Source organism: Sphingobacterium sp. UBA5639 (genome assembly GCF_002421245.1).
Classification (GTDB): domain Bacteria; phylum Bacteroidota; class Bacteroidia; order Sphingobacteriales; family Sphingobacteriaceae; genus Sphingobacterium; species Sphingobacterium multivorum.
The window spans coordinates 1-21,194 of the sequence record NZ_DIJR01000030.1; the positions used below are offsets into that span (position 1 = coordinate 1).

Consider the following 21,194-nt stretch of genomic DNA (forward strand, 5'->3'; position numbering starts at 1 on the left):
CATTGACCTCCGTTATAGACATTTGTTGCATTTTCCAGATAATTTCCGCTTAATATTCATTCTCCTAATCGCGCAGCGCTTAAATGGATTAAAGACGATATTCGATCACAGCGAATTAAGCGATAATTATTTAAAAAGTATTTGGATAATATTATACGAGCCAGATGTAATAATTCACATGGTATAACTGTCTTAAAGCAAATCCTATTTTATAAAATCATAGGACAACGCTTTTCAAGCACAAAAATTACAGTTGACATTGATATAATAAAACTATTTACTTTAACTAAAAACCTCCAATGAAACTATTTAACCTTCTTCTTTTCATGCTATTGACCACCTGTGTATCCGCGCAGACAGCTTCTACGACATGGCATAAATTCCTCTCAGACTTTAAGAAGTTAGAACAGGAATATAATAATTATTACCCGGCAAAGGATTATCAAAAAGCAGCCACAGTATTAAATGCCATATCGGCCAAAATGGACAGCTTACAGCTATCTGAAAAAGAAAAGCAGGAATATCAAACTACGATAAGTGAAATCAATGCGAATATAAACTTCAACCTTGCTTGTTTACAATCATTACTCAATCAAAAAAAACAAGCTGTTTCAAGTTTTGAAAAGGCAATTTTGTGGGGATATACCGACTATCGTAATGCTTTAAATGATCAGGATCTAGATAATATTCGAAAGGAAAGCAAATTTGTAAAAGCATTGGTCCAACTGAAGCAATACGATAAATTAACCCTGTTGCAGCAATCAGGAGGATACGTTTCAGCAAATAGTGACTCTTTGCCGATATTTACCTACGAGGTAGCGAGCGATCGTAATTTATTAGCAGTAAAAAATTTTTTCAACCTGGACTCGATAGCTGGTAATGGCGACGAAATTTCCAAAATCCGTAATATCATGTTTTTCGTGGCAAATAGCATTAAATATGACGGCAGCAATTGGGCGCTATGTGAATTTGACGCAATTGATTTTTACAACTACCACAAGGCAACGGGAAAGGGTATCAACTGTCGGCACAAAGCGATGACGTTAAATGAAATGTACCTCGCTATGGGATTTAAGTCACGCTATGTTACATGCATGCCAAAAGACGACAAAGATACTGATTGCCATGTGATCAATAGCGTATATGCTGAAACTCTAAAAAAATGGCTGTGGATGGATCCTTCCCATGGTACATTTGTGATGGACGACAACAACAATTTACTGAGCATTGAAGAAGTTAGGGAGCATTTAAAAAATAATCAATCGCTCAAGCTAAACGCAGAGACCAAAGTAAGCAAACTTTGGTATCTGGATTATTATATGGCAAAAAATTTATACTGGATTCAATGCACGAATAAAAGCCAGTTTAACACAGAAAGTAGATATAGGCCTGCCGACCCCAATCTGCAGTACATTTCTTTAGTTCCAAGTGGGTTTGACAAAAGCAATAACAAATATTTAAAACACAAGGTGATTACGTTTGATCCCGCCTACTTTTGGAGATCTCCGCAATAAATAACAACATACCCGTCTTTATTAACGATTTTTGCAAATTGTGCATTCGCTAATTGGCTTACTACAATGAAAATTAGTGCTAGGAGATTTTTGTGGTTCATTTTTTATCATATTATTGCTCATCATAATTTGGCAACGTTTCGAAATAGAATTTTAATTTCTCGCTCAGACTCATTCTGGTACGTCCCACCCGGATAAACCGAAATTGCAATGTACATAAAAATCAATGCAATGATCATCCCTATCAACACAAAATACCGTTTTAATAAATTCATTTACAGAATATTAATAATTTGTTATATTGGGCTTCAATTTTCTAGCGCCAGTTTACCAATGGCATATTTTTTATTGTAAGAGCAAATTCACTTATTTTTCATAAGGAAACCTTAATCGCATATTCATTAAAAGGTATAAAATCAAATTCCCATACAATATAGTCTTTCTCTAAACGGCAACCCGCGCCTTGAATTATGATCAAAGGTTCTTAAAAGCTGAAACATTTGTTCCAGAATACTTTTTGAAAAACCGGCTAAAATGGGCAGGACTTTCAAAACCAAGTTCGTAGGCTATTTCCTTCGCTGACTTCTCGGTATAATGGAGGTACCTTTTAGCCTCAAGAATTATTCGGTTACGGATAAGAACAGATGGCGCTGACTGTTTCAACAGACCAAATACATTGCTCAGTGTTTTTGGTGATTTGTTGAGTGCAGCGGCATAGAACCTGACTTCATGTTCCTCTTTAAAGTTACATTCCAGTAGCAATGCAAACTTTCTCACAATATCCATTTTTTCGTCGGGAAATAGCTGATAGCTTTCACTTTGGAGCTTTGCAATTCTTGTGGTATTGATAATAACTCTCTTAAGAAGGGTGCGCAGCATTTCACCCTGAAAATTATCTTTTACCATCATCTCATTGGAAAACACATTCTCCAGATGAGACATTTCTTCGACAGCAGTATCATTTAATACAATGAACATTGGATGTCGAATACCATAGAACAGAAAACCAACACAACCGACCTCAGCATCGTGGTCAACGATACAATAGAACTCCCTATTAAACTGCCAGGCAGTCAGCGCATCGGGCTGCTCAAATACAAAATGCTGATTGGAAACCAAAGGAAGTATACACCTTGCTGGCATCGTATAGCTAATCTCATCGATCGTCACTTTCTGTTCGCCGCCCTTGTTGTAGATAAATGTGTTGATAGGCAGACAACCCGCATTACGAAGTCCCCTACCTGAAAACTGGTTGTTGTCACTATGCATCACAAACCGTGCTGCGGTCACGTTATCATTATACTCCCTAATCATGTTGTCGTTTACTTACAGCATTTCAATTCGCTTAAATTTAATCATTTTCTTAAGAGTCTACGACCCAAAAACTAGAAATTTAAAGGTCTTCTTTAATGCTGCTTGCAGCTGCAAGCAGCAGATTGGAGGACAATCTCTGTTTAAAATTGGGATTGATAAATTCGAAGTGTATGGTTCCCATTTGATCGACTATAAAAACCGATGGCACTGGGAGCAATAACTCGCTGTCCTTACCTCCAGTTGTTTTCGGAAGCATCTCCCAATAGTCTTTTGGAGCTTTATATGCAATCCCCATTTGTTTCGACAGCGCAAGATCTGAATCCGATAAAAGTGTATAGCTTAATTTTTCTTTTGCTGCAGCTTCCATTAGTCCTTCAGATTCGTCTGTGCTTATGGCAATCAACTGATACCCCATTTCTTCCAATCCTGAAAAGGCCTCTTGTAAGCCCGAAAGTTGTCTGATACAATAAGGACACCAGCCACCGCGGTAGAAAACCAAAATGGTCGGTTTTTGGGAAATCGCCCTATTGAGATCAAATCGTTTACCGGAAACGTCAAACAATACGGCCATCGGTATTTTTTCTCCACACAATAGCGGGCTGATGTCTTCCGGATTTTGCGGAATATGATAAGGGGATTGCTTCATTTCGATTTTATGTATCACGCCGTCAGCTTTACTCATGCGAGAAGGCTCTTGCGCATTGGCTATGCCTGCGATGCACGTCGTGAATAACAGCAACGCAATAAACGCAGCTAATTTTGTTTTTATATAATTTTTCATTTTACAACACATTTACTACTTATTAAACTGAATCTATACTTTTTCCCATGGAAACTCAATCGATACTTTAGCCCCGCATGTAATAGGTTGCTGATTGTCCTGTCTCCAGTAAGGACAATAATATCCATGAGATTTTCGCCCGTATAACCGGACTCAAAAATTAGTTGATTGTTACTTTAATCATGCTGGAAATTGATGGCAGTGTGGTGAACCCATTTGGATTAGGCACTTCTATAACAGGTTTACGTTCTGTCGCAGGAGTGCCGCCTAATCCTGCTTGCCCATTGCCGGCTCCGGGAAACTGATTAATCGCTGTCCCATTGTCAAACAATCCGATTGAATAGGATACATCTCCTTTTACTGTTGCATCAATTCCATTATCTTTTGTGGCGAAGAACCAATCGTTGGAAAGCCCGTACATGCTTGCAATGGCAATTCGGTCTCCACTTGCTACACTTAACTGCTGCGAAACGCTACTTCCCGCCTGCGCTCCGATTTTAGGAAGTAATACAGTTGAGCTAGCCGCCGGAAGGATATAAACAGCTTTTACACCTGCGAGTGTTTTAAGATAAGTCGCCAGGCCTGATGCATCACCTTTTTGCGCTAAATCCTTCAGTCCTTTTCCACGGTCATTTTCACCGGTTTTATATATCGGGTTTTCGATGTCTTTATACAACACCACCAAAACCGGAGATAATGGTGTAAAAATACCTGTTTGTGTATTGATATAATTTCCTAAAACGCTATTGTCTCCCATTTCCGCAATATTTGTCATCCCATTTGCACTTGGTTTTCCTGCCTCAAATAATGGATTAGAATTTATCAGCTTGCCTCCTGCGATATATGAAATCGCCCAAACTCCGGGACTGAAGGGAGTCGGATTGCTCGTACCGCCAGAGGTATTCGTGATTATAAGTGTAAAATTGGAATTCCCTTCATAATGAAGTGTTGCCTTCATTAAAGTAGAAGCTGCAGCATAAGTATTGCCCTGTGCATCGGTTCCATTTACTTCGCTAATAGCTTTTGGAGCAGTTTCTGTGGTTCCCGGGTGCATTACAGCTGCGCCTGGTTTCTGATTGATACGAGTACCATTATCCCATAATTTGATCTGTACCGAAACATCGCCCTCAACCGGAGTTCCATTGTCCTGATACAGCTTTATGCCAGGATTTTCTGGAGCAAAAAACAAATCATTCGACCAACCATACATCGTTGCAAAGCTAAGCGCTTGTCCTTTGGCTGCAGAAAACTTAATTGAAATTGCTTCACCAGGCATAATCACTGGCGAAGCACCATTGTTTTTAAAACGACCAGACTCGACCAATGGTTTCGAATCCAATACATTTTCTATCGTGATGGTCGTCTCCGACATCGATGGCATAGCATCATTTCTTTTGCAAGCGGTAATTAGCGAGGGGAGTGCTGCTATAGCCCACAAAATTGAATGTTTATATTTCATAATGAATTCTTTTTAAATTACATTACAAATGTAAATTTCATCAGAGGAGCTGCAGGTATCTGGATTTCCCGCTGTGTTGCCGATATTTCCCGATGGAATAGTTTATAGGGAAGTAGGTGTTGGACTGTATTGATAGTACAAGAGGACTGATCCGCCAGAAAAAGGCTTTGTTTTTAATAATTTAAAAACTTTTCTATCGATTATATTTTCAAAAAGTGAAAGCCCCTGTCCTACAACAACTGGATAAATGCACAGCTGAAATTCGTCGATCAAATTGAGATTCAACAACTGTACAATTAAACTTCGACTCCCAACCAAAATATCCCTACCGGATTGCTGTTTCAATTTCAATAATTCATCTTTAAGTATACCATCGGCCAATTTTGCACTTGCCCAGTCTATATTTTTCAGGCTATTTGAAAAAACAACTTTTGGAATTTTATCGATAGCCAATGCAAAGTCATCCATTGATTTTTCACCTGAGGGACTTTTTACAAAAGGCCGCCAATATTCCATAAGCTGATAAGTAATCCTACCATACAAAATGACATCAGCGTTATTTAATAGATGCGTATAATGAAGATGTATTTCCTCATCGGGAATGCCTGCTGTATGATCACAAAACCCGTCAAGGGTCATATTGAATGCTGCAATTACTTTTCTCATATCCTTACGATAAGCTTCTTTTACACCATAAATCTAACATTTTATATATTGAAAAGACTTTGCATACGACAAGAAATAAAACTGATGTGCTATTTTACATTTTTCACCATCAAGATTATTATTTTAATTCTTATTTTCACAAGCGCAACAGGAAGCAAAATCCGTTAATCCTACTGTAGGATCAATGCTTTCGCAGGTGCAGTGGCGTCTGTTAGTGAAGTAGTAAAGAAATATACTTAGCAATGCTCAGACAGTTTCTGGATCTGAGATACACGTTTAGAAAAGCACATATGAAAAAAATCGTGTTATTAAATACCATGTTTATTCCATTAATCGGATGGGCTCAATTACAGCCAGTTTTTAAGCATAAAATAGATTCTATTTATGATAAAAATAAGGATGCAATCGGGATTATTGTTCATGTAGAAGCACCGAAACACAATATTTCCTGGAGTTATGCAAGAGGAGTAGCAGATACCAGCACGAACCAAGCGCTGGAAGACCAACAGCCTGTTTTGATTGCTAGCAACACAAAACCTTATGTTGCTGCAGCAATGCTAAGATTGGTAGAAAAAGGTGAATTTTCTATTGATCAACCGATTGCCAATTTATTATCAAAAAAAACACGTCACCTATTTGAAAGCGATGGCTATAATCTAGCGGGAATTACTATAAAGAACTTGCTGTCACATACTTCGGGAATTCAAGATTATGTAGATGAAGCTTATTTTGAATTCGTCAATCAGCATCCTAAATATAAATGGAAAAAAGACGAGCAGATCAAAAGATCCATCGATATCGGGAGCCCACAGCCTGTCGGGGAAAAGTTTAGTTACGCTGATATTAATTATTTGCTCCTCACCGAGATTATTGAGCAAAAAACGCATCTGCCATTTTATACAGCTATTCGAAATTTACTGAAATACAAAGAATTAAATCTTACAAAGACATGGTTTATAAACTTAGAGCATTATCCTGAAAGCACCTTGCCACTCGCCCATCAATACGCTAACAAATACAACTGGGACTCTTATGCTATTGATCCTTCCTGGGATCTGTACGGAGGCGGCGGAATCGCAGCAACAGCCAAAGAGACTTCCCTGTTTTTCCAATATCTATTTAACGGGAAAATCATTCAGGATAAAAAGCTTCTAGAAGCGATGCATACCTATGTTCTTTCGTCGGATAAATCTAAATATTGTTTGGGAATTTATCATTTTGACATGGGATTCAACGCCTACTATCATGGGGTTTGGTGGGGAACAGATGTGATCTATTCGTCGGAGTCTGATGCGACTATCACTGTCTTTACATTGCAAAAAGGATTTCAGCACGTCATCAATCCATTTATCGGAAAAGAATTTCAAAAGCTATTGATTGCAAAATCAGCAATAAAATAATAGTTGGTTTCGCTGCATTACTATGGAAAGCTTAAAATTCGATTGCCAACAGAATCATGCACTTTATTAGGCAAGGACTAGAAAGGCTGTCGCTTACGATATTGAATAAAGTACACAATTACATTTAGCAAAACAATAATGGCTGCCATTATAGCCGCTGCATATACAGTGCTATTAACTAATTTATTAGCAGCTGCAATGGCTATTAAAGCCCATACGGCGACAAGTCCAAATACCGGCAAATGACGTTGCCAGATCATCAATAAGTGAAGAATTAATGCAATTGAAAACATGATAATAGCCCACATGGTAGCTGATAATCCAAAACCTCCCCAGCCTATCTTCGTCAGATAGGCTGCAATATTGGCAATCAAAGCGACAGAAATCCACCCTGCATAAAGTTGAAAAGGGATCTTAAGAAATATACGCTTGCTGCGTGCAGCATGAAACGCAATAGTTTGTGTATAGTAAATTATCTTTAATAGCGACACAAAAAGTAAGACCATCAATAAAATAGTTAAAAAGGTATAGTCATACAACCAGGTAATGACCCATAAACTATTTGCTAGACAAGAAATCAAGAACCACCATCCGACTTTTAAAACTACTTTATCTTTTTCATTTGTCTGTCTGACAAAAGGACCAAAATAAATTACAAATCCAAACAACCCCAAATAAATGAGACCCCATATGGAAAAGGCATATCCCGCAGGTGTAAATAGATTTTGATATTTAGCAGAAATTGTTGCCATGGTCTCCCCATTAAAAATCCCCGTATTGGATAGGTAATTAATGATCACAGTGATGACCAAAGCAACTCCATTGCTTATTTGATAAAATTTCTTCATTGTAGACTACTTCTTTCTTTTCGGTCACGTGAACTGCAATAGATTCGTTACCACTAATTCTGAGTTTGATTAAATAATTTTTCTAAAACCTGATGACGGTAATCGAAGATTCGCTCCAACTTCCTTTTAACAAAAATTCCATGCGCAATTGTGCCTAGAATCCCCAAAGGCAATTCATAGTCAACCCTGTCTTTCATGAGTACCCCATTTTCGTTTGGAATAAATTCATGAAAATGATTCCAATAGGCATAAGGTCCCTTTAGTTGGAAATCAGTAAAACTTTTATTCTTTTCCACCTGCGTTATTTTGGTCTTCCACTTCAGCGGAAACCGAAGAATCGGAGATACCAAATAATCGATGATCATTCCTTCAAAAATTTCTTGTTGATCACAGTCTGAGGTGACTACAAAACCCATATCTTTTGGAGTAATTTCTGAAAGATTCATAGGTGACGAAAAAAATGCCCATGCGGTATCCATATCGCAGGTCAATTGCTGTTCTCTATATAATTTGTACCTCATCTGATTTGAGCTAACTTTATTGCTTGCCAATATAACAATATTAATGCAATTTAGTTTATTATTACACCATAAAACACCTTTACGAGGTACTGAATCGGTGTTATAAAGAATATTTTTACACAAATACATTATTTAAATTGAAGCTAGCTTTTAAAGCATACTTTTTATCAATGGCTATTTAGCAGCAATATCCTTTTCCAATGCTTTTACGAGCGCCTTTGTATAACTTTTAGAAAAATCTGCTAAGCTGGAAGGGTTGATCGTTTCAGACTGTACACTCCAAAGCAGTTGTTCGGAGCTAACATCATATAGATTGCTTTCCAGATAGTACATTTTATCCGTCGTGTAATAACCAGGATCGTATGCAATGGGGTACCAATGGGAGTAATAGCTCCAAAAATTACCATACCAACCAAATCTCGGATAAGGCATATAAGGCCCATTTCCCGGTACATATCGGGTCTCGCTGGCTTTGTCGATCAGGGTAACAGTGAAAATGGCATCTGCATTCAAACTGTGTACTGCTTTCATCACTAAATCTTTGTTTTGACTTTCATCTTTGGTAAACGTCCGTTTAAAAACGTCGCTGCTTTTAATAGCCTTGTAGCCATGCATGGAAGCTGCTTCTGCCAAATTGGATTCAATGACCTCCTTTGCTTTAGCGTGGTTTGTCATTGCAATAATGAATATTGTTTGATATTGTTTGGGAGTAAGGTCTCTATTTTTATAGATATCTGTTATCCTTGTTGAAGTGCTACAAGCCAACAACAATAAGCTTGAGACAATTGCGATTAAAAATGACTTCGATTTCATATGTTTTAAAAATTAGTGTCGTTTAAATTGTTGAAGAGCGTCTTTTCCGAGGGATGGTAAAATTACACCAGTAAATAGAATTATAATGGACAGTTTAATAGCACATCCTATCTAACCTTTTGTTAAACAACACTTTTACAACAACATTTGTTTTCACAATTATTGATCGTAAATGAAATACTTTAATTTTTAATTGATATTATCAGAAAATCATCTTGACCATTTCAATCTGGTTGATTGTGTTGACCAGGCCTTGTCTTTGTAGAAATAGTTGCAAGTTTTTGGCTTTTTCATCAACGTTAGTAATTTGTACCTTTGCGCTGGACACAAACACTTTCAGCTCGGATAAAAGCTGTGTTGCAATACCTTTCCGCCTATGCTGCTGTGCTACCGCAATTTGGTAGATCCGTCTATTGGACGAATTGAACAAGATATATCCCACCAAATCGGAGCCAATAAATGCCCCCAACCCTTTAAGCTGAATTAATTCACTACGCTCACTTCTATTTTGCCAGCTGGGTTCAACATCCCAAAAAGACTGCAAAATATCCCAAGAAAAGTCATGGATAGACTGTATACGGATAGGCTGTGTTCTGCCAGATAAAGCACCCATCTTTACATGAAGTTCTCCTCCAAAGCACAGTAATCTACGGCCTTTAACAAAACCATTTTTTTCATATACCCGAACAGCACGTCGATTACTTTCTATCACTTCCAATAGTAATTTTTTCACGCGATACTCTCTGAAGGATGGCTGCATAAATCTGTACATTTCACCGACTAATCCGCTGTTCCGATAGGCGGGCAAAACACCTGTACCAGCATTGTAGATCACTTTACTACCCTCAATTTCTCGCATGCCATGCATAATAAAAGCTACCAGTTGTATTCCGTCAAAAACACCAACTGACAAGTCCATTAAAATATCCTCGCCTCTGATCTTCGACTCCAATTGCAATGCGTCTAACTGAAATGGTACAATATAGTCGGCAAAAGCTCCATTAATTGCCTTTAATAAGTCAGCACTATCTCCCGCTTTCAATTTCCGTATCTCCATCCCTTATTTTTTATGGACTATTAAATTTACTGATGCCTGAACAAAGAGCTCTCATGCTATCCTTTCCTAAATTTTTTTATTCGGACAAAATCTGATTTCTGTGATGCTTCAAATGCACCACATAGTCAAGCATTAAAAATTCGAGGCTATGGTCATTACAAGTCCTTTGAATCAATTTGTTCGCAATTACCTGCTTAAACAAAAACAACAATTGTTCGTTTACCGATCGCCATAGATTGCATAATTTCTCGGTCTCAGCATGTTGGTAACCTGCAGATGCACAATAGGCTACCTGATCATAGTATATTTTTGGATTTTCTTCAAATTGAGCTCTTATAAACCGTTGGTAATTAACAAAGCGCTATCGACTAGATGACCCAGAATCTCTTTTTTGCTCCATTTATCTGGTCCTAATTTGCGATTAAAATCGTCATCATTTATTACCAAAATTTGCGAAGAAAACTTCTGAATAATATGCTCAAATTCTTCCAATAATGTATTCATACCTAAATCTAGCTAGTATAACCTTAATTTCTTACCAATTTAATCCGATGCATCCACGCTGCTTTATCCAAGGTTCTCATTGTAATACGATTCTATTGTTCCGCAACCTTTATTGTACCATTCCACTATTGTACCATTCCACAGCTTTTGCTTCATGCTCTTTCAAAAATTCATCTTTCGCATCATTATAATCGTTACCATCTTTCCATTGCTGCAGTACCAATTTTTCTTTGAGTGCCTGATAGCGATCTCTTACATTGTCGTGCGCACGCAGGTAATCGCGAAAGGCTATATGGCGCAACCAGTGTTTTGATTGCAAGGGTATGCTATGGATATGTGCTACTCGTAACGAATGGTCATGCAATCGTGCTGGAATTTCATCGCCAGGTGCGATGTGCTCTGGTAATCCTAATACTTCAGGACGATCAATCAGGGCGATAAAAAAACGTCTGTAAGGCATATCCGCATTGTATTTTTCATAATATACATAGCACTTGTCCCGCAACAGGAGCGGAATGCGATCAAGATCGTTTTCTTCCTCTAAACCGATCAATATATCAATGATTGGTTTGGCAGACAATCCCTCAACGGCCGTACTGCCTATGTGATCAACCCTCGACCTTATTGGTTTCAACAACGTAAAAAGTTCATGTTGAATACTGTCAAAATTCGCTTTCCATATCGGATTATAAGGTTCAAACGGTAAAATCATACGCTGTTGTCTTTGCCAATACAAGATAAATACACATCATTCGATCAAATACGCCTCGAATGATACCCTAAAAGTTAAAGTTAATAAATTTATCGTTTTCCGAGAGAGCCTATAATCCAGTTCTCTTTTTTCTAATGCATTTATCGGGCAAATCTCTTCGTTCCAACGACACAAAGAATAACAGCAACTGTTACGGCCAGCATGCCAACACCGACTTGTTCATGAAGAAGCCCGGCGGCTAAAGCCAGACCGAAAAAAGGCTGTAGTAACTGTAACTGCCCAATGGTCGCCGTGCCACCTTGGGCGAGTCCTTTATACCAAAAAACAAAGCCAATAAACATACTGAACATCGACACATAGGCTAAACTGGCCCAGGCCCCGATAGGCACAGTGTCAAAAGACGATGGAAGGTAGACAAAGGTAAGTGGCAACATCAACGGCAGCGACAAAACCAAGGCCCAGGAAATGACCTGCCAGCCCCCTAGCGTCTTGGTCAATTTTGCACCTTCAGCATAGCCCAAACCACAGAGAATGACCGATAAAATCATTAAAACATCGCCTAAAGGTGAGGCTGTTAGTCCTTGTGCCAGCGCATAGCCGATCACCAGTAGACTCCCTAAAGCAGAGAACAGCCAAAAAATTGGCTTCGGACGCTCGCCACCGCGTATAATACCAAATACGGCTGTCGATACGGGCAAAATACCGATAAAAACGATGGAATGCGCGGACGTGATGTGCTGCAGAGCCAAAGCGCTCAGTAAGGGAAATCCAACGACACATCCTATTGCCACGATGCATAGCGACCCCAATTGCTTTCTTTCTGGACGTTTTTCCTTAAAAACCATCAATGTTATCAGTGCCAATATGCCTGCAATGGAAGCCCTTGCTAGTGTAACGAATACAGGATCAAACGCTAAAACGGCCATGCGTGTTGCCGGCAACGAACCACTAAATAATACCACACCAATAAAACCATTTAACCAACCGCTTGTTGTATTTTCCTGTAATTTACTTATACTTAATTGCGCCATGTATCAATCTTTTACACAAAGTTCGTCCATTACAAGAATTAAGCACAGTCACAGTTTTTGATAATTCAATGGACACAGTTACCTTTAAAGACGAACACTAATCCTTATTTTGATGAAAAAAGATTATTTGTATAATGAAATAGCAGACAATATTGCCAATAAGATTAAATCTGGCGTCTTAAAAGCTGGCGAAAAACTACCTTCGGTGAGGAACCTAAGCGCTGAACACGGTATCAGTATAAATACCGCAAAAAGGGCATTTCTAGCATTGGAAGAACGTTCTCTTATACAGTCCAAGCCCCAATCCGGCTACTTCGTTAGTCCTCCAAACTATTTGCAACTTCCGTTGGCGGCAGCCAGTCAACCTATTTCAATCGCCAACAACCGAGAACCGGATCAATTGATGAATAAGGTGTATTCAACCATGGGACGTCGGGACTTAACCTTATTTTCAATCGGTGTTCCTTCCGGAAGTCTCCTACCTACCGCAAAATTAAAAAAAGAAATCGTCCTCGCTACACGGGAGCTCAGCGATGGTGGCACAGCATATGAACCCTTGCAAGGCAATATAAAATTACGTCGTATGGTGGCCGTACGTTCATTGGCCTGGGGTGGAAATCTAAATGAAGATGATGTCGTTACCACCAACGGCTGTATCAATGCTTTAGTTTTGTGTCTGATGGCCTTAACCAAACCTGGAGATACACTGGCTCTGGAAAGCCCCTGCTATCCGGGTATCCTCCAACTTGCCGTCAGTCTAGGGCTTAAGGTGCTGGAAATAGCTTCGGACCCCATCATAGGAATAGACATTGAAGCCCTCAAAAATCTATTGCCCCAAATTAAAGTCTGTTTACTGGTCCCCAATTTTAACACCCCTTTGGGTTATTGCATGCCGGATGAGCATAAGCGGGAAATTGTGGCATTGCTGTCAAAACACCAAATTCCGCTAATCGAAGATGACACCTACAGCGACCTCCATTTTGGCCCCCAACGCCCCAAATGTTGCAAATCTTTTGACCGGGATGGCAATGTCCTCTGGTGTGGATCCGTTTCAAAGACGTTGGCTCCAGGCTTCCGTGTCGGATGGGTTGCTCCTGGAAAATACAAAGAACAGATTATCAAACTAAAACTGATCCATTCCCTGTCATCTACGGCGATCATCAATGAGGCGGTTGGAAATTTTCTATTAACTGGAAAGTATGAAAACCACCTGCGTAAACTTCGTAGATCATTAACGGAAAACTACCAGCGCTACGCTGCTATCATTTCGGACCATTTTCCGGAAGGCACTAAAATTAGCCGTCCACAGGGTGGACTTGCCCTATGGGTCGAGTTTCCAAAACACATCGATACAGGCAAGCTATATAACTATGCGCTTAAACTACAGATTAGCATTTCACCGGGGCGGATTTTCACCTTGCAGGATCAATTTCACCATTGCATGCGTCTCTGTATTGGTTTGCCCTGGAGCAATGAACTCGCTTTAAAATTAAAACAGCTGGGCAAACTCGCGACAGCACTCTAATACATAACATGATAAGAGCATAATCCAACAGTCGGGGCAACGAAACGACAGGTCGGAGCCTATGATTACTTGAGTTCCAGCTCCAGCCTGTGTTTACCCGCCTCCAATTGGACGACATTGCTGCTGCTAACATTATCCGGTGGATAAAATGTCGCCGTGGCATTTGCGGGTATTTGGATATTATAAACAATCTTTTTATCCTTTAACTTCCATTCGGAAACAATTTTACCGTAGGGTGAATCATAAGAAATAGAAGATTCTTTCAGTTCCTGGGGAAAGATGGGTTTTAAAAGCACATGTTTAAATCCAGGTTGTTTAGGATCTGGCAGAATCCCGCCGATAGATTTAAAAAACCAACCACCGATTTCGCCAAACATCATGTGGTTGTCTGAAATATCACGGGTTGCTTTTAAATCCCAGTTCTCCAACAATGTTGTTGCGCCATTTACAATCCACCATCCCCAAGACGGATAAGTATCTTGTACCGCAACCTTATAGGCTGTCGTTGCATAACCGTTATCTTTTAACGCATTCAATAATGCTTTTGCACCCAATACTCCTACATCTAAGTGAAAGTTGGTCTCTTCCACTTTCTTATTCAGGTTGGCTGCAACCCGGGCTTTCATTTCGTCAGGTACCACACCCCAATAGAGTGGAACACTCAGTTCAGTCTGTGTTCCATTGCTATAAATACCCTTGGAAGCATCTAAAAATTTAGCGTTGATGGCCGTCTTAATTTTTCTGCTCAGCAGTTCATATTTTTGTTGATCTGCTGTGTATCCAAACAATTTAGCCGTAGCAGCCAAGATGGTCGCATCCACATAAAAATAAACCGAGGAGGTCAACTCCAGATTCGACTGTGACTTCACTGGCACCCAGTCTCCACGCCCAAAAGTCGTCAACCCAGATGGGCTGATTCCGTCGACATAATCGACATAGCGTTTGATATTAAGATAGCATTCTTCTAATGCACGTGGGTCTCCATAAAACTGATAGATCTGCCAGGGAATGATGGCAATGGTACTTGTCCAATCCAAACCATTCGCTGTACCATAACCCCATCCCCCAGTTGGAATAATATCGGGTAAGACACCGTTCTCCTGTTGCTCATCACGATGATCCGCCATCCATTTTTCATAAACTGTTATCCCGTCAAAATTGTACAAAGCTGTTTCAATCGCAAGGTGCCCATCCCCTGTCCAACCGTTCTTTTCGCGCTGCGGACAGTCTGTAGGATACCCCATCAAATTGGACAGGTAGGCATTGTTGGTCGCTTCCCATAGTTTGTTGACCAACGCCGATGATGTCTTGAGCTGTCCAATAGCATGCACATCACTGTGCATAAAATAGGCGGTCACCGCCGAACTATCCAATGCAATTGCTGCACTACTGCTAATTTCGACGTAACGAAAACCCTTGTAGCCGAACTTTGCCATAAACTCATCATCCCGACCGCTTAAAGTCAATATGTCCGTCTGAAAGGGCTCCTTTTCTTTATCGCCCCGATAATAAACATCAATATTGGACAGGTCAAGACGCCCATCCGCCTGCAATCGTTCACCATGCTTGATACGTAGCATAGTACCTGCAGCTCCCTTGACTTTAACTTTTGTAATCCCAGCCATATTCTGACCCATATCGAAAACATAAGTACGTTGGTCTATCTTTGTCACTGATTTGGGCTTATAGGACTTCACGAGCCGAATCGGTACCATCTGTTGGGATACGATATGTGCAGATGGCGTATTTCTGTACTGAACAGCCTCCCAAGTTGAATCATCGTATTTCGGTTTGTCCCAGTTGGGTATTTCCAGTCTTGCATCATAATGTTCACCAGTATAAATATTATTATAGGTAATTGGTCCTGAAGTTGTTTTCCACTGCTTATCTGAAACAATAGTTTCTACTGTACCATCTGTATAAACGATTTTCAACTCTAAACAGAATGCTGGCCGTGCCCGCCATGGTGCTTTATCAAAGTTCCAAACGGCCAGTGGTTGATGATTATACCATCCATTCCCCAAAACAACGCCAATAGCATTCTCTCCTTTTTGAAGCTGCTGGGTTACGTCCGTCACGACGTACAACGTGCGTCGGTCAAATCGAGTATACATTGGATCCAGTCGATGGTCTCCTACTCGCTGACCATTCATAGAAAGCTCATATAGCCCTGCTGTGGCAATATACGCGCGCGCAGACTTTATCGGCTTATTTATCTTAAATTCTGTTCTAAAATAAGGCGTTTCCTGCGCATGAATATCCCTATTGTCGCTAATCCATTTTCCTTTCCAAAGGTCCATTCCCATCATTCCCGTTTCGAAAGATGCTATTTCAGAATTTGTTGATACACCATCCTTATCCCATACTTTAACCTTCCAGAAGTACTTGGTCTGTGGCTTTAACTGTATACCATTATAGGGTACTAATATAGACGAGCTGAGCTGTTTGCCACTATCCCAGTTATCTTTCGTCTCCTTCAGCAGTGCCAGCGAATCTTGCCCTAGAAGGATCTGATAAGCCTGTTGTACCGCACCTTTCCGTTGATCCTCAAGTCGCCAGCTAAGTCTTGGATGAATTGCATCGATACCCAATGGATTGACCAGATGTTCACATGTCAACTGTACCGCGATGCAGTTGCTTTTAGGTTGGGCATAAGTGCTGTTCGTTATACACAACAGTATTGTCAATAAAATCCTACGCATGAAAAGATACTATTCTTGGTGGTTGTTAAATTGTTTTAGCTGATTTAAAAATCTAATATATCAAATATTTTCCACATGGTGACCTGTACTTTCCTGCACGATATACCTCAGGCAGCAAAATAAATTCTTGTAACTTTCATAAAAATAACCTTATATTAGTCGCAACTTTAGGGGTGTCTGCTCATGCAGGCTGAGATTTTACCCTTAGAACCTGATCCGGATCATACTGGCGTAGGGAAAAGTGAGCTGTCTACAAGGTGCATTGCTGCGCCTTTGTGTAGCCATTCCTAAAGTTTTACCAAAAAAAATTAAGGAATGGAACTTACAATAAACCATCAAATTCGATTTTTCGATCCCGCACTTACGTCACTAGAAGGCTTGTTACTTTTGGAATTATCTGGCAAAACCCAGGGTGTGGCTGTAGCCATCAACAACCAAGTCATCCCCAAAAAGGACTGGGCTACGACAACACTTAAACCTTATGATCAGATTATCTTAATCACTGCATCTCAAGGCGGCTAGCCTTTCAAAAAAAATCAACCGAGTAATTCACCACAATACAGAAAAAATGACAGCTGAAACAATTACGCAATCCCCCTTTCCAAATGCAAAGAAAATTTTTGTAGCCGGAAAACTATTTCCTATTCAAGTCGCTATGCGTCAAATCTCCTTGAGCCCAACCAAATTAACGAATGGACAGATCGAAATTAATCCGCCGGTAACAATCTATGATACTTCTGGGCCTTATACAGATGACACCATCCATATCGATATCCGCAAAGGACTCCCTCGCCTTCGCGAGCAGTGGATCTTGGATCGTCAGGATGTCATACAGTTGGCTGGCATCAGCTCTGAATATGGACAAAAACGACTTTCTGATCCAACGTTGGACGAACTCCGATTTGCCTATAGCCACAAACCGAAAGTAGCCTCCGCCGGCAAGAATGTCACCCAATTACATTATGCAAAGCAAGGCATCATTACCCCGGAAATGGAGTATGTTGCTATCCGAGAAAACCAACGTATTGAGCAGTTGGAAGCTAGTACCCCTGGAATGGATCATCAGCATCGGGGGCAAAACTTTGGTGCGAGAACACATAATAAAGCTATTACACCAGAATTTGTCCGTGAAGAAATCGCCGCCGGAAGAGCGATCATACCCAATAATATTAATCACCCTGAAAGTGAACCCATGATTATCGGACGCAACTTTCTTGTTAAAATCAATGCCAATATTGGCAATAGTGCCGTAAGTTCAAGCATAGAGGAAGAAGTTGAGAAAGCGGTATGGGCCTGTCGTTGGGGGGCTGATACCATCATGGATCTATCCACTGGCAAAAATATTCACGAAACCCGCGAATGGATTATCCGTAACTCGCCAGTCCCAATCGGTACAGTACCGATCTATCAGGCGCTCGAAAAAGTAAAGGGGGTGGCCGAGGATCTTACCTGGGAAATATTCAAAGATACCTTGATTGAACAGGCCGAACAGGGTGTTTCGTACTTTACCATACACGCCGGCGTATTGCTTCGTTATATCCATCTCACGGCATCCCGAGTTACTGGAATTGTCTCCAGAGGCGGCTCTATCATGGCCAAATGGTGTCTTTTTCATCACAAAGAAAATTTTCTCTATACCCATTTTGAGGAAATATGCGAAATTATGAAACAATATGATGTGGCTTTTTCACTTGGCGACGGTCTTCGCCCCGGAGCTATTGCAGATGCAAACGATGCAGCTCAATTTGCGGAGCTCGAAACCCTGGGCGAACTCACCAAAATCGCCTGGAAACATGATGTTCAGGTGATGATCGAAGGGCCAGGACATGTTCCTATGCAATTGATCAAAGAGAATATGGACAAGCAATTGGCCTGTTGTGACGAAGCGCCATTTTATACCTTAGGTCCATTAACAACAGATATTGCTCCAGGCTATGACCATATCACATCCGCCATTGGAGCGGCTATGATCGGTTGGTATGGCTGTGCAATGCTTTGCTATGTTACCCCCAAAGAACACCTGGGTCTACCAAATAAAAAAGATGTCAAAGATGGTGTAATCACCTATAAACTAGCTGCCCATGCGGCCGATTTAGCCAAAGGACACCCTGGTGCACAATATCGTGATAACGCCTTGAGTAAAGCCAGATTCGAATTCAGATGGGAAGATCAATTCAACCTTTCCCTTGATCCAGATACCGCACGGGAATATCATGACGAAACATTGCCGGCAGATGCGGCTAAAGTTGCGCACTTCTGCTCCATGTGCGGTCCCAAATTTTGCTCGATGAAAATAACGCAGGAAATCAGGGATAGTGCCGCCCAGGGGATGCTGGAAAAATCACAGGAATTCATCGCACAAGGAAAAGAGATCTATTCATGATTATTGCATTGACAGCAGCAGAAACAATCCGTTCTGAACAGGCGATTATAGCAGCGTTGTTTAAAGAAGGTCTTGATATTCTGCATTTGCGTAAGTATCATTTTACAGACTTACAAATGTCGCGATATATAGAAACTATAGCTCCTATATACCGCGACAGATTGGTTCTACACTCACATGCGCATCTATCGGCTGAGCTTGGGATTGCACGAATCCACCTGAACGATAAAAGTAGACTGCATGAATCTGCAAATCAACTGGGGCCTACAACAATCTGTTCAACATCTGTGCATGATATTGATCAATTCAATAGCCTTGATGAACGTTGGGCCTATGCTTTTTTCAGTCCATTATTTCCGAGCATCTCAAAAGTGGGGTATGGAACGCATAATGCAAGACTAGGTCAACTCCCGTCACGCGCCAACTTTGCTGTTCGTCTCATCGGTCTTGGAGGGATAAACCAAGACAACTGTCTTATTCCGATGCAGCAAGGTGCAGATGGAATTGCCTTATATGGCACTTTATGGAAACATCGGGATCCTATTCAAAATTTTATTGCATGCAAACAAAAACTATGGAAAGACTCCAATATATCTCACAAGGTAAAACTATAAGGGAACAAAAAAACAACATGCTGAAAGCGCTGGATTCGGGGGCCAAATGGATACAGATCCGATGGAAGGAAGCCGAGGAAAAAGATCTTTATGCGCTCGCCGAAGAGATCAGGCAGGCTTGTTCCGAATTTGGTGCCAGCTGTATCATCAATGACCATCCTGCGCTTGCAGCGGCTGTAGACGCTGATGGGGTGCACTTGGGACTGGACGACTGCAGTGTAGCAGCTGCCCGGCACCTATTGGGTGCAGGAAAAATAATCGGCGGTACAGCCAATAGCTTTGCCAATGTAAAGCAAAGAATAAGTGAACATTGTGACTATATCGGGCTCGGGCCATTCAACTATACCACGACAAAACAAAAACTAAGTCCCCTACTGGGGATTGCAGGATATGAAAACATCATCCAACAAGTCCGCCGAGAAGGCCTAACCCCTATTCCAATATTCGCAATTGGCGGTATAAGCCAACTTGAAGATATCCAACATCTATTAGAAATTGGCGTCTACGGTGTAGCACTCTCGGGAATCGTAACCAAGACTCCAAACATTGTTTCATCCATCAATAAAATTTTACTATGAGCAACCTACATATAGCCGATCGCGTATTTGAATCCAGATTATTTCTCGGTACGGGCAAATTCGGTAATCTCACGGAAATGAGCGATGCCATTGTGGCTTCGGCTTCCCAATTGGTCACCGTCGCCCTCAAACGAATCGACCAGACCGGCTCAGACGACAGCCTCATCAGCGCGCTCGATCTGGCGGCAATCCATTTGCTTCCCAATACTTCGGGAGCACGAACAGCTGAAGAAGCAGTACTTGCGGCTCAACTTGCTCGCGAAGCACTGGAAACAAACTGGGTGAAATTGGAAATTCATCCCGACCCACGTTATCTGCTGCCCGATCCTATTGAAACCTTACGCGCAACCGAATCACTTGCTAAATTGGGTTTCGTCGTCATGCCCTATATTCACGCAGACCCGGTACTTTGTAAACGTTTAGAAAATGCAGGCACAGCTGTCGTTATGCCTTTAGGTGCCCCTATTGGAAGCAATAAAGGGCTGCGTACCTTGGACTTTCTCGAAATTATTATTGAGGAAAGTAATGTCCCAGTGGTCGTAGACGCTGGAATCGGAGCGCCTTCCGATGCCGCTAAAGCCATGGAAATCGGAGCTGATGCGGTGCTTGTCAATACGGCAATTGCAGTCTCTAATAATCCGATACGTATGGCCGAAGCTTTCAGAGAGGCCGTTATCGCTGGACGGAAAGCTTATGAGGCCGGATTGGGAAAGATAGGCTCCCACGCAATCGCTTCGAGCCCCCTAACTTCATTTTTATTTGACTGATAATT

At 40.9% G+C, this 21,194-nt stretch carries 20 protein-coding genes and 1 riboswitch; of the genes, 8 read left to right on the forward strand and 12 right to left on the reverse strand.

What is annotated here, in order from left to right; all coding sequences use genetic code 11:
* Positions 1–299: 299 nt before the first annotated feature.
* Positions 300–1,514 (forward strand): transglutaminase-like domain-containing protein, encoded by a 1,215-nt coding sequence (locus B4Z90_RS19250; protein ID WP_286803006.1) that lies wholly within the window; start codon positions 300–302, stop codon positions 1,512–1,514.
* 474 nt (positions 1,515–1,988) lie between these two features.
* Here the strand turns inward: B4Z90_RS19250 and B4Z90_RS19255 are convergent, their stop codons facing one another.
* The 4 genes from B4Z90_RS19255 to B4Z90_RS19270 all read right to left on the reverse strand — a co-directional run bounded on the left by B4Z90_RS19255 (position 1,989) and on the right by B4Z90_RS19270 (position 5,734).
* On the reverse strand, positions 1,989–2,828 hold the full coding sequence (locus B4Z90_RS19255) for an AraC family transcriptional regulator (protein WP_286766867.1): 840 nt from the start codon (positions 2,826–2,828) through the stop codon (positions 1,989–1,991).
* A 79-nt stretch (positions 2,829–2,907) separates the two neighbouring features.
* Positions 2,908–3,609 (reverse strand): peroxiredoxin-like family protein, encoded by a 702-nt coding sequence (locus tag B4Z90_RS19260; protein ID WP_286766868.1) that lies wholly within the window; start codon positions 3,607–3,609, stop codon positions 2,908–2,910.
* A gap of 160 nt (positions 3,610–3,769) precedes the next feature.
* Positions 3,770–5,068: a spondin domain-containing protein gene (locus B4Z90_RS19265; RefSeq protein ID WP_286766869.1), complete on the reverse strand. Its 1,299-nt coding sequence runs from the start codon at positions 5,066–5,068 to the stop codon at positions 3,770–3,772.
* A 102-nt stretch (positions 5,069–5,170) separates the two neighbouring features.
* The gene (locus tag B4Z90_RS19270) at positions 5,171–5,734 is read right to left on the reverse strand and encodes a dihydrofolate reductase family protein (protein WP_046672970.1); all 564 of its coding nucleotides are present in this window, start codon (positions 5,732–5,734) and stop codon (positions 5,171–5,173) included.
* A gap of 290 nt (positions 5,735–6,024) precedes the next feature.
* Here B4Z90_RS19270 and B4Z90_RS19275 point away from each other — a divergent pair, with 290 nt between their 5' ends.
* Positions 6,025–7,134 (forward strand): serine hydrolase domain-containing protein, encoded by a 1,110-nt coding sequence (locus tag B4Z90_RS19275; RefSeq protein ID WP_286766870.1) that lies wholly within the window; start codon positions 6,025–6,027, stop codon positions 7,132–7,134.
* A gap of 77 nt (positions 7,135–7,211) precedes the next feature.
* Here the strand turns inward: B4Z90_RS19275 and B4Z90_RS19280 are convergent, their stop codons facing one another.
* The 7 genes from B4Z90_RS19280 to B4Z90_RS19310 form a co-directional block, all read right to left on the reverse strand.
* Positions 7,212–7,982 (reverse strand): tryptophan-rich sensory protein, encoded by a 771-nt coding sequence (locus tag B4Z90_RS19280; protein WP_112376248.1) that lies wholly within the window; start codon positions 7,980–7,982, stop codon positions 7,212–7,214.
* A 53-nt stretch (positions 7,983–8,035) separates the two neighbouring features.
* The gene (locus B4Z90_RS19285) at positions 8,036–8,503 is read right to left on the reverse strand and encodes an SRPBCC family protein (RefSeq protein ID WP_070570553.1); all 468 of its coding nucleotides are present in this window, start codon (positions 8,501–8,503) and stop codon (positions 8,036–8,038) included.
* A 174-nt stretch (positions 8,504–8,677) separates the two neighbouring features.
* Positions 8,678–9,316, reverse strand: coding sequence for a hypothetical protein (locus B4Z90_RS19290; RefSeq protein WP_070570550.1), 639 nt, complete (start codon positions 9,314–9,316; stop codon positions 8,678–8,680).
* Between the two features lie 202 nt (positions 9,317–9,518).
* Positions 9,519–10,373 (reverse strand): GNAT family N-acetyltransferase, encoded by an 855-nt coding sequence (locus B4Z90_RS19295; protein ID WP_286766871.1) that lies wholly within the window; start codon positions 10,371–10,373, stop codon positions 9,519–9,521.
* A gap of 333 nt (positions 10,374–10,706) precedes the next feature.
* Positions 10,707–10,877, reverse strand: a complete 171-nt coding sequence (locus tag B4Z90_RS19300) for a hypothetical protein (RefSeq protein ID WP_286766872.1) — start codon at positions 10,875–10,877, stop codon at positions 10,707–10,709.
* Positions 10,878–10,986: 109 nt separating this feature from the next.
* Positions 10,987–11,589, reverse strand: a complete 603-nt coding sequence (locus B4Z90_RS19305; RefSeq protein WP_286766873.1) for a GrpB family protein — start codon at positions 11,587–11,589, stop codon at positions 10,987–10,989.
* A gap of 140 nt (positions 11,590–11,729) precedes the next feature.
* Positions 11,730–12,620 carry a DMT family transporter gene (locus tag B4Z90_RS19310; RefSeq protein WP_286726792.1) on the reverse strand — a complete coding sequence of 297 codons (891 nt, stop codon included), beginning with the start codon at positions 12,618–12,620 and terminating at the stop codon, positions 11,730–11,732.
* A 112-nt stretch (positions 12,621–12,732) separates the two neighbouring features.
* Between B4Z90_RS19310 and B4Z90_RS19315 the strand changes: the two genes are divergently transcribed.
* Positions 12,733–14,145 (forward strand): PLP-dependent aminotransferase family protein, encoded by a 1,413-nt coding sequence (locus tag B4Z90_RS19315; protein ID WP_286803008.1) that lies wholly within the window; start codon positions 12,733–12,735, stop codon positions 14,143–14,145.
* A gap of 65 nt (positions 14,146–14,210) precedes the next feature.
* On the opposite strand, the gene B4Z90_RS19320 is transcribed toward B4Z90_RS19315, so the two are convergent.
* On the reverse strand, positions 14,211–16,847 hold the full coding sequence (locus tag B4Z90_RS19320) for an alpha-L-rhamnosidase (protein ID WP_286775247.1): 2,637 nt from the start codon (positions 16,845–16,847) through the stop codon (positions 14,211–14,213).
* A 159-nt stretch (positions 16,848–17,006) separates the two neighbouring features.
* Positions 17,007–17,102, forward strand: a riboswitch (TPP riboswitch).
* A 60-nt stretch (positions 17,103–17,162) separates the two neighbouring features.
* Here B4Z90_RS19320 and thiS point away from each other — a divergent pair.
* From thiS to B4Z90_RS19345, 5 genes are read left to right on the forward strand one after another with little or no spacing between them, the layout of a single operon-like run.
* Positions 17,163–17,369, forward strand: coding sequence for a sulfur carrier protein ThiS (gene thiS, locus B4Z90_RS19325; protein ID WP_286753927.1), 207 nt, complete (start codon positions 17,163–17,165; stop codon positions 17,367–17,369).
* Between the two features lie 46 nt (positions 17,370–17,415).
* On the forward strand, positions 17,416–19,230 hold the full coding sequence (gene thiC, locus B4Z90_RS19330) for a phosphomethylpyrimidine synthase ThiC (protein ID WP_286769879.1): 1,815 nt from the start codon (positions 17,416–17,418) through the stop codon (positions 19,228–19,230).
* Positions 19,227–19,844, forward strand: a complete 618-nt coding sequence (locus B4Z90_RS19335; RefSeq protein ID WP_112376242.1) for a thiamine phosphate synthase — start codon at positions 19,227–19,229, stop codon at positions 19,842–19,844. The genes thiC and B4Z90_RS19335 overlap by 4 nt, the downstream gene beginning before the upstream one ends.
* Positions 19,805–20,422 (forward strand): thiamine phosphate synthase, encoded by a 618-nt coding sequence (thiE, locus tag B4Z90_RS19340; protein ID WP_286803010.1) that lies wholly within the window; start codon positions 19,805–19,807, stop codon positions 20,420–20,422. Before B4Z90_RS19335 ends, thiE begins: the two co-directional genes overlap by 40 nt.
* Positions 20,419–21,189 (forward strand): thiazole synthase, encoded by a 771-nt coding sequence (locus tag B4Z90_RS19345; RefSeq protein WP_286766878.1) that lies wholly within the window; start codon positions 20,419–20,421, stop codon positions 21,187–21,189. Before thiE ends, B4Z90_RS19345 begins: the two co-directional genes overlap by 4 nt.
* The last annotated feature ends 5 nt before the right edge of the window (positions 21,190–21,194 follow it).